This is a genomic window from Longicatena caecimuris (genome assembly GCF_004341945.1).
Taxonomy (GTDB): Bacteria; Bacillota_I; Bacilli_A; order Erysipelotrichales; family Erysipelotrichaceae; genus Longicatena; species Longicatena caecimuris.
Genome location: NZ_SMBP01000039.1, coordinates 1 through 6,239, shown reverse-complemented (window position 1 = coordinate 6,239; position 6,239 = coordinate 1). Strand labels below are relative to the sequence as shown.

Genomic DNA, 6,239 nt, shown 5'->3' with positions numbered 1-6,239 from the left:
TCGCAACAGCATAGAAAAAGATGACCTATCTTACGACAAGTCATCAATTACTGGTTTTATTTATTTCACCTGTCTACTTGACAGGGAGCAGATCAGAAGTAATAGCATCCCTTTTTTGATGTTTGTGACCATGTTACCTAAGGTATTTACCAAACAGCAAGAGCTTAGATATCTTTGCTAAGTCTTATGATTAGGTAACGTTTAGGAAGATCCCTAATTATGTCCTTTTTTTACATGAAATAAGGGTGTTCATCTTTTATACTATAAGGGAAGAAAGGATCGGTAATGATGATGTCATTACGATGGTGATGAAGATGAAAGAATCAAGATGTGGTATCTGTTGCAGCAAGTGCGAATTTCAAAACACGATGAATTGTGCCGGTTGTTTACAGATTACAAAACCATTTTGGGGAGAACAATGTCCGGTAAAAAGCTGTGTTGAAGAAAAAAAGCTTGCCCATTGTGGAGAATGTGCGCAATTTCCATGCGCCTTAGCAAAATCCTTTGCTTATGATGAAAAGCAAGGAGATCAGGGAGAGCGTTTGCGCAATTGTCAAAAATGGCATGCGATGCAAGGCGAAAAAGGGTAGAGAATACTCTATACATATGTAAATAATCACTATTCATTAAAAAGAGCCGTATGATCACTTATACGACTCTTTCTCTATATAGGTTGCTTTTTGCATCAGCATCCGAATTTAACTGTTTTGTATCTTCTTATATAATGCCTGAAATTCTTCTTCCTCTCTTAGATAATCCAAATCTTTATCGTCTAAGAGCTGTAACAGTTGTTCCTTTCCCATAATGGTAGGTAAGCTGTTTTTATCCAATGCAATCTCTTGAAACCAAAGTGTTTGTTTCAATAAAGCTTCTTTGCGTTTTGCCATCTCATCCCAATGCAACAACATATCCACATAGCGTTTTACATAATACAAGGCTTCTTGTTTATCTTCATAATAACCTTCTGTAATCGGCATAAAGGAAATATCCTCTTCCATATGAAAGATTGTTTGTAGCGCCTTTAGTAAATCTAGATAGGCTTTAATTTCTTCCTTCTTATGCGTGTTTCTGGCAATGGTTGCTAAGGACATTATATTCATGCAGATGGCATGATAATGCTGATATAATTGTTCCTGCAATAATTTGTTTGCCTTTACATAATCCTTTTGCATTAAGTAAATGCTTGGCAACATGGATATTGGATCAAAATGCTTTGGAAAGCTTTCTAACAGCTGTTCTGCCTTGTCGTATTTTTCTTCAATCATATAAAAATCCACAAGAAAAATAACAGCTCCTTCCTTGATAGGATCGCTGGTACTGTTGATGAGTTCTTCACATAGTTCTTTCGCAAATGTTTGATAGACAGCACCATTCTTTTCACCGCCAAACATCATGACATACATCGTATTTGACGCAATGCGCAATTTCAGTAATTCACTGTTTGGGTAGGTATATAACAATTCTTTCGTATAGGCAAAAGCTTCTTCAAAAGGAACGCTTTGATACATTTCCAAAGCTTTTTTAGCCATTTCTACAATTTCGTCTTCACTTGGTTCACTTTCAAAATTAAGTAATTCGTCCGTACTCACATGGAAGATTCGTGCTAAAATAGGAAGAAGAGTAATATCGGGATAAGAAAGGTCATGTTCCCATTTACTAATCGCTGCACTGCTTACTTTGCAAAGTTGGGCAAGCTGCTCTTGTGTCAGCTGTTTGTGTAAGCGCAATTCGCGTATTTTATTTCCTAAACTATATTTCATATAAACCTCTTTCTATACATGGCCTTGTATGGTTTTATTATAGTTGAGCAAAAGCGCAACGACAAGCGAGTATTTGTTAAGTTTTTTATGAAAATTTTAACTGTTAGTTGAGAAAGGGGCATTCTATGGCTGTTTATGTGATGAGTGATGTGCATGGATTAAAGGATCGCTATGATCGTATGATGGAAAAAATTCATGAAGAGGATACTTTGTACATCTTAGGAGATGTGATTGATCGTGGCCCTGATGGTATCGTCATTTTACAGGATGTCATGCAACGAAGCAATGTGAAGATGCTGATGGGAAATCATGAATATATGATGCTGCAGTATTATCAGGCATTAAAAGATGAAAAAATGGATTTATACGATAAGATGTTAATCCTGGATCGCTGGCAGCGTAATCACTGTCAGGTAACCATTGCCCAGTTTCAAAAGCTGACAATAAAGGAACAAGAAGAAATCTTATCTTATCTAGCCGATCTTCCACTGGCTTATTGTGATGTACATGTGCAAGAGCAGCAGTATTATCTGGTGCATGGTTATCCTTGCATGCAATTTCAAAGTGGTTGTGTAAGGATGAAGGATCTGGAAGATACAGAGGTGTGTGTTGAGGATTTTGTTTGGGAGCGAATCGAAAAAGATGAGGCATTTTTTAATGATCGTTGCGTAATTTTAGGACATACGCCTACCTTATATTTGCAAGATAGCAGACCGTACACGATATGGACAGGAAATAGAAGTATAGAAGATGCACATGTGATTAATATTGACTGTGGGTGTGCGGCAAATAATGCATATACACAATTAGCATTGTTGCGCTTGGATGATCGAAAAGTATTTTATTTTTAAAAGGGCTTAACACTTACATAGTGTTATCTTTTATCCACACAGGGGATGCGAGCATATTTTATGATAAAGGTTATGTGCAAAAAAGATGTTAATATGAAAATAGCAACGTTGATAATGGGAGAATATGCGGACAGTGAGTATTTGTGTTTTCTGAATTTATGAAATGCAGAATCCTCTCAAATAGAAACATCAGCTATCGGCATTGTAAAAGAAACTGTCAGAATTACGGAAAGTAGTTTAGTGAAAAGCTATAAAACTTTCTCATATTCTGACAGTTTTTTTCTTGTTTGTAACTTGATATGCACAAGCCAGCTTTTACTATACATGATTTGCTGGATGCCTGCTCTAAATGGAATTCCTGTCACACCTATAACTTAACAAAAAACTATAATATCATGTATATAACGATAATGGGCTATGGAAGATTATAAGCAATGATCGATTAGCAAATATCTATGTATTAGGACATTTACTGACTGTATCATAAAGGAGATGAGGCTACGATATAAAGAATTCATTTGAATATTAAAAAGGAAAGGGAGAAATGTATGAAAATGTTGAAATTAGTTTAAAAAAATTTAGTTTAAAAAAAGGATTCATTACTTGTTTGGCTTTGTTATTGGGATTATCTGTAATTGAAGTCAGTTCACTGTATGCTGCAGAGAAACAAGATCGGACAAGAACGGCAAAAGAAGTACAAGCATGTAAAAGTAATCAAAATGAAAATAGCTTAGAAATCTATCGTGAATTTGATTATACAGGACATGATAGCTATTTTCGTTATTATATCGATGGTAAAACACGAGGAAAAAATGGCGTTTATGGGACTATAACTGGGGTGAAAGCTGGCCTTGATAATACGAAGTTTACTGTTAATTATTCGGATTTTTATAATTATGTTGCGACAGGTGAAATACAAAAAAATTCAAATCAATGGTTGGAATATGCGATAAAAGAATATCAAATGGCTAAACAAAAGAATAAAATTAATGCCTTTGTTTTACCGAGTCAAGTGATAGAAAAGAAATGTTACTATTATGGAGATCATGACAAATATTGTTATGATGGGGCATTTTATTCAGATTTGGCAGACGGTGAAAATGCCTATCGCATGTATAAGGATACGATAAAGATGCATTATAAGCATCCAACAACCTTCACATCTCAAGAATTAACGTCATTAAAGAAAATTGATGTGCCGATCATATTCTATTCTGGTGAATATGGGTATCTTCATGATTATCATATGATGTTTAAGAAAATTACGAATAGTACGAATTCATTTAAACCTTCAGCGCATGATCAAATAAGCAATACCCAGCTTAACACATATCTTAAAAATCATAAGCTAGAAAATGCTTACACGATTGAAATAAATAAGGATGCTAAGATCATTCCTGGTATGGCGGAAATTTATATGCGGGCAGAAAACCTTTCGAACGGTAATTATAATTTATATAATTATGATCCGAAAACAAATGGCATTTCTTATGCGGGCAGGGCTGTAGAAAAGGATAACGTATTAACATTTAAGACGAATCAAAAAGGTTTCTTCTTTCTGACTAAAGAAAAAACAGCTACTGCTACGGTGAAAGGTTATTCTGGAACGTATGATGCAAGGCGCATGGTATTACTTTGAGTGGCTATCCAACGGGTAGTAGCATACATTACAGAACAAGTCCTTCTGGCGTATGGACAACAAAGAAACCATTACGAGCCAGTGCAGGAACAACAAAAGTATATTATAAGATTGAACATCCTAATTATAAAGCAATAACGGGAAGCGCTAATATAACGGTGAAGCCAGTCAGTCTGCTTTCTGCCACGGTAGCAACCATCCCAAATAAAACGTATACAGGAGGACAGATAAAACCTTCTGTGACAGTCAAGCTAGGCAAAACAACTTTAAAAGAAGGAAAAGATTATAAGTTATCTTATACTAAAAACACAGCGGTTGGTAAGGCAACAATCCAAATCACAGGTATTGGAAATTATACAGGATCAATAAAGAAATCCTTTACAATTGTAAAAAAGAATATATCAGGGTTAAGTTATTCAGGTTTAACAACACGCTCTTATACAGGGAAGAGAATGAATCCGGCAGTTGTTATAAAATATGGAAAGACGACATTAAAAAGGGGAAAAGATTATACTGTCAAATATGGAAAAAACACATCTGTTGGTAAGGGAACTGTACAAATAACCGGAAAAGGTAATTATGCCGGCACGGTTGTAAAAAACTTTAAAATTGTACCGAAAGCACCAAGTGTAAGTGTTAAGGCGGCGAAGGGAAAGCTTCAGGTAAGCATGAAAGCCGTTGGTGCCAGCGGTTATCAGATTGCATATGCGACAAGTAGCAAGGGGAAATGGAACTATACGATGAGTGGCAGCAGTAAAACGATAAAGCTTTCGCGAAATAAAACGTATTATGTAAAGGTAAGAGCCTATAAAACAATAGATGGAAAGAAATGTTATGGTTCTTATAGTAGCTTAAAGCATGTGAAAACAAAATAAGCAGAAGGGATGATAAAGGGAGCTGAGCTCCCTTTTCCTATGTTCCATGCTAAGGTTTTGGATTTGTAATAACGATTACATAATTTCACAAGATTACTTGACATATCTTGCTAGGGTTTAGTGATATACTGACAATAGAGATCACAAGGAGGTTTCTATATGAAATGGAAATTGACTCATAAACATGAACATGACATCATTGAAAATGAAGGAGGAAAAACATTAAGTTATAATCCCAACCTAGGTATACAAATAATTGAGCAGGATGGCTTTGCGTTTAAAGATCTGAATCAAAGTGGCGAATTAGAACCATTTGAAGACTGGCGCTTACCACTTACGAAGCGGGTCATGGATTTTACAAATCGTTTTGTATTATGGCAGGAGGAAGATCAGTTATTTTATCGCAAAGGGCGTATTGCGATACCAAAAGAAGTGTATGCTGAAATACGTCAACATGGAGAAGAAACCATGCAACTTCATAATGGGGATATGGTGGAAGAGGATTTGGAGTATTTAAAGAAAAATGATCTCATAGCTGTTTTGTTGTTGATGTTTGATAATGATCGAAATACCGGAAAAGAGGATTATCTGCTGCAGCTGATCATTCATAGTATGGAGCTTGGTGTTTTAGAAAATATTATGTATTCCATTTGGGAAGCCGTTAGAAAATTTCTTCAAAATCGCGATTTGCAACAATTTTCTATGATATCCACCTTACCATAAACGTTTAGATCATAAATAAATAATGGGCAAGAGACTGAAATCTTGCCTTTTTGTGCGACAGGCAGTCGCTATAATTCAACCATGTACAGGCATGGTTGAATTTTCTTTCTTATTAAGGATTGTATTTACGATACAGAGCATAAACGAAAATAAATGAATCCTGAAAAGATAGGTGTCATGTAGGTGAAAGTCCTACTCTGTTGAGCTCCAATGCAAGACAGAAAGTCTAAACTAGTGCGGTTTTGTGAGAAATCGTATGAAGGAGTTATGGGTAACCGAGAGGTCCATAGACGGACTGGCAGGCCGAAATGTAGTGTGAACTATATAGGCGGCGGGAATACTTGGCGACCATGCGAAAAAATGGGAAGTCTATGTACTAATCTTCTTCAAT

The 6,239-nt window shown here is 35.8% G+C and carries 7 protein-coding genes; 6 read left to right on the top strand and 1 reads right to left on the bottom strand.

Annotation, left to right across the window (positions count from 1 at the left end; translation table 11 throughout):
* Both EDD61_RS14000 and EDD61_RS13605 read left to right on the top strand, forming a co-directional pair.
* The coding region (locus EDD61_RS14000) for a hypothetical protein (protein WP_207901061.1) at positions 1-181 on the top strand (181 nt) is incomplete at its 5' end.
* A 133-nt stretch (positions 182-314) separates the two neighbouring features.
* The gene (locus EDD61_RS13605) at positions 315-590 is read left to right on the top strand and encodes a DUF3795 domain-containing protein (protein WP_132225853.1); all 276 of its coding nucleotides are present in this window, start codon (positions 315-317) and stop codon (positions 588-590) included.
* Between the two features lie 108 nt (positions 591-698).
* Here EDD61_RS13605 and EDD61_RS13600 read toward each other — a convergent pair whose 3' ends face one another.
* The gene (locus EDD61_RS13600) at positions 699-1,760 is read right to left on the bottom strand and encodes a helix-turn-helix domain-containing protein (RefSeq protein ID WP_132225851.1); all 1,062 of its coding nucleotides are present in this window, start codon (positions 1,758-1,760) and stop codon (positions 699-701) included.
* 125 nt (positions 1,761-1,885) lie between these two features.
* On the opposite strand from EDD61_RS13600, the gene EDD61_RS13595 reads away from it, so the two are divergent.
* From EDD61_RS13595 to EDD61_RS13580, 4 genes are all read left to right on the top strand, one after another.
* On the top strand, positions 1,886-2,611 hold the full coding sequence (locus EDD61_RS13595) for a metallophosphoesterase (protein ID WP_132225849.1): 726 nt from the start codon (positions 1,886-1,888) through the stop codon (positions 2,609-2,611).
* A gap of 544 nt (positions 2,612-3,155) precedes the next feature.
* Positions 3,156-4,250, top strand: coding sequence for a hypothetical protein (locus EDD61_RS13590; RefSeq protein WP_132225847.1), 1,095 nt, complete (start codon positions 3,156-3,158; stop codon positions 4,248-4,250).
* Positions 4,247-5,125: a hypothetical protein gene (locus tag EDD61_RS14135; RefSeq protein ID WP_243642734.1), complete on the top strand. Its 879-nt coding sequence runs from the start codon at positions 4,247-4,249 to the stop codon at positions 5,123-5,125. The genes EDD61_RS13590 and EDD61_RS14135 overlap by 4 nt, the downstream gene beginning before the upstream one ends.
* Positions 5,126-5,284: 159 nt before the next feature.
* Positions 5,285-5,848 (top strand): hypothetical protein, encoded by a 564-nt coding sequence (locus EDD61_RS13580; protein WP_008978166.1) that lies wholly within the window; start codon positions 5,285-5,287, stop codon positions 5,846-5,848.
* The last annotated feature ends 391 nt before the right edge of the window (positions 5,849-6,239 follow it).